2 protein-coding genes are annotated in these 2,804 nt (G+C 28.3%); one reads left to right on the top strand and one right to left on the bottom strand.

Translation table 11 applies throughout. The annotated features are described in order from the left end of the window. The first annotated feature begins 383 nt into the window (after positions 1-383). Positions 384-776: a helix-turn-helix domain-containing protein gene (locus AB1Z17_RS01575; RefSeq protein WP_368050036.1), complete on the top strand. Its 393-nt coding sequence runs from the start codon at positions 384-386 to the stop codon at positions 774-776. 328 nt (positions 777-1,104) lie between these two features. On the opposite strand, the gene AB1Z17_RS01570 is transcribed toward AB1Z17_RS01575, so the two are convergent. Further along, positions 1,105-2,804 (bottom strand): M1 family metallopeptidase (locus AB1Z17_RS01570; protein WP_368050035.1); only part of this gene is annotated, 1,700 nt, incomplete at its 5' end.

Here is a 2,804-nt window from a genome sequence, read left to right as displayed (position 1 = left end):
CTGTATTTATTAATTTCATTTGACAAAAATAAGCATATATTTTTTTAATTCCAGCAATACATTTTATTTTCAAATTCCAAACAAGTTACAATTGTAATCATCTTAATATTTACAATTGTAACTACATAATTCGTTCTTTTATTATACAATTGTAATCGACTTCTGTCTAAATTAACTACTGTATTTTAATTTTTGAACAGGTACTATAAAAATTTCTTATCACGAATTTATAAGATGCTGTTATTTAGAATTTAATTCTGCCTAACATAAAGTATTTATTTAATCTATTACATACTTATTCTAATATATAATAGTGTATTTTTGCTTTCTAATATAGAATTGATTACATTTGTAATATATTTTGTAATTTACATTTGTAACTAATGGTAAACGTAGAAGAATTTGCTAAACGCTTAAATATAATTATGGATTTTTACCAATTATCAGCTGCATTGTTAGCTGATAAAATTGATGTTCAGCGCTCAAGTATCTCTCACCTATTGTCTGGTAGAAATAAACCAAGTTTGGAGTTTGTATTAAAAATCTTAAAAACTTTTCCTGAAGTTGAATTGTATTGGTTATTAAATGGAGTTGGAAATTTTCCTAAAAAACAAACCTTAGGAAGTATTCAGAATCCCCCTACTCTTTTTTCAAATGAAAAAAAGATTACGGTTGAAAAAACATTTCCAATTAAAACTATAGAAGAAAATTCTAAAGAAATTGAAAGGATTGTTATTTTTTTTAAAGATGGTAGCTTTAAAAATTATACTTCTTAAAAATGGCTTTATATATTTTAATATAGAAGAGTTAACGATAATGATTATGAGATGCTGAATCAATTTCAGCATAAGGGTTATATAAAAATTCTAATGAGCCTTGTCTTATCTTTTCAGACAGGTATCCACACGCTGTTTTGGTGAATTTCTATTTGTTTGGTGTTTTCAGGGTTTTATAGATTGGCTATGTTGAACCTAGATGTTTATTTGCCTCAAAAGGAATGACAAAGCAAATATTAATAATAATATGTGAGATGCTGAAATAAATACAGCACGACGACCAATGGGTATAAAAAACTTAACAATTTAAAAGGAGTTATCCCTCTACTTAATCAATAAGTTTAGACATTCCAGTCTTTATAATTAAAATCAATTCCTGCTTATTTGTATTTGTTGATAGAAGCTGTAATTGTACCATTTGATTTAACATATTAACAGCCATTTTATCAAAATTGAATTTTTTAAATTGCATCCCTAATTTCACAAAATTATTAGTTAAATTGGTGATAGCTTCTTTATTATCACTTTCTGCAATCCACCTAAAAGCCTCTCCATATAATTGTTGAGTTCTGGCATCTTCAGTTAAAAACATTCCATTTAAAACCTGATTTGCAATAAAAGGTAAATTTGACTTGTCTTTTTCTTGAATGTAAATACTTGTAATGGCATCTGCTAAACTTTCTTTTATAGTTTCATCAAGCGAATTAATTTTATTCAGAGCACTTTCTTTATCAATTTGATAAAGTGATGTTATTGAACTTCCTATTATTGCATACGATTCGCTCTGAAAACCTCTTTCAAATAATGGTTTATAAATTGGTTCAATTAATTTCCCTAAAACACTTAAGGCAGCAGCTCTAACTAAGGTTTTTTTATCTTTCTGAGCTATTTGCTCCACCTTTGTAATTATATCTTTCTTATTATACTTTTGAAATAAGTCCAAATTTTCTAATGCAAAAACTCTTATTTCATAATAAGGATCATTAAATGCCTTAACCACAGTATTTAATGCTATTTTGTTATCTTTTTGATGTTTTATTATTTCTTCTAACGCCAATCTTCTATCCAAATAATGCGGTGCATTATTAAATTGAAATATATAATTATCTAAAGTTTTATTTTCTGTAAATTCGGCCAATAACACTTTTTTAGCGTCAATATTTATTAGATTTGGAAGTTTTCTAAATGGAAAAGTAAATGAATTTTGTTTATTGTTTACCCAAACATTATGTCTGGTTTTTAGAGTTCCTTCATAAATATCAATAGATAACGGAAACGTAAACACCTTATCTTGTTGATTTATATTTACAGTGACTGTATTATTTATGGTATTGTAATCGTATGATACATTTGCTTTTATATGTCCGTTTCCATAATACCACTGATTAAAAAACCAATTTAAATCTTTACCACTAACTTTTTCAAGTGCTAAACGTAACTCGTGCGCTTCAGCAGTTCCAAATTTATGATCGTTTAAATACTTTCTCAATCCTTCAAAAAAAGCATCATCACCTAAAACATCTCTTAACATATGCAAAATGGCATTTCCTTTATGATAACTTACCGTATCAAACATATCTTCTTTATCGTGGTAATGAAAACGGACTAAAAATTTGTCTTCACTATCACTTTGCAAATACGTTTGCACCTCTTTAAACATATGAGCGGCAGCTTTATCCTTTCCATATTTATGTTCAAACCATAAATACACGCTGTACGTTGCAAAAGATTCGTTTACTGTCAAATTTGCCCAGCTTTCGGTTGTTACTAAATCTCCAAACCAATGATGAAATAATTCGTGAGCAATGGTGCCTTCCCATTCATTTTCATCAACTAATTGCCCTTTTTTTTGTTGTGCAGCTTCTCCATGAACAACTGCCGTGGTGTTTTCCATAGCTCCACTAACATAATCTCTCACTACAATTTGGCTGTATTTATCCCAAGGGTATGAAATTCCTGTCAAATCTGAGAAAAAAGTTAACATTTCTGGAGTTGTTCCAAAAATATCTTTCGCAACTGATTCATAAT

Source organism: Lutibacter sp. (assembly GCF_040883305.1).
Classification (GTDB): Bacteria; Bacteroidota; Bacteroidia; order Flavobacteriales; family Flavobacteriaceae; genus Lutibacter.
Note: the sequence above shows the minus strand (reverse complement) of the source record. Positions and strands in the feature narration are given on the sequence as shown.

Excerpts from the sequence above, each read along its gene's own strand:
- AB1Z17_RS01575 (WP_368050036.1), top strand. The coding sequence starts at position 384 with ATGGTAAACGTAGAAGAATTTGCTAAACGCTTAAATATAATTATGGAT.